Here is a 457-nt window from a genome sequence, read left to right as displayed (position 1 = left end):
GAGGCGGACACGCTGCCCCTAGCCCTGGCCGGAGAGGCCCGCGGCGATCTGGTCGTTGATCCCGATCAGGAAGTCCCAATCCGGGGTCTCGCCCTCCATGTCGCGCTGCACGGCGAGGCCGATCGAGACGATCTGCGCGCGCAGCCCCTCGGGCAAGGCGTTGTGCGGGTCACGCATCAGGGCGAAGACCGTGCCCCAGAGCCGGCGGTTGTCCGCCAGCGCCCGGATGCGCGCCGTGGGTCCGGCGTCCCGCGTGGCGCGGAGCGCGCCGTTGGCGCGGCGGAACACGTCGGCCTCTTGCTCCCGCAAGGAGCGGTGGCCGGACGACGCCTGATAGGCGCGCGCGGCGCGGGACGTCATCTGCATGGAGGTGTCCTCGGATGGAAGTCCTGCTGGCTGGCGGCCGGCGCAGGGAGCGGCAGGCGGCCGAGCACGGCGTCCTCGTGCCGCATGATGC

At 73.3% G+C, this 457-nt stretch carries 1 protein-coding gene; it reads right to left on the bottom strand.

The genetic code is table 11. The annotated features are described in order from the left end of the window. Window positions 1-18 precede the first annotated feature (18 nt). Entirely contained in the window at window positions 19-366 is a 348-nt protein-coding gene (locus tag ACU8YE_RS25085) for a flagellar biosynthesis regulator FlaF (protein ID WP_446930264.1), read from the bottom strand. Window positions 367-457 lie beyond the last annotated feature (91 nt).

The organism is Ralstonia sp. VS2407 (assembly GCF_052950655.1).
This window is presented reverse-complemented; position numbering and strand designations above follow the sequence as displayed.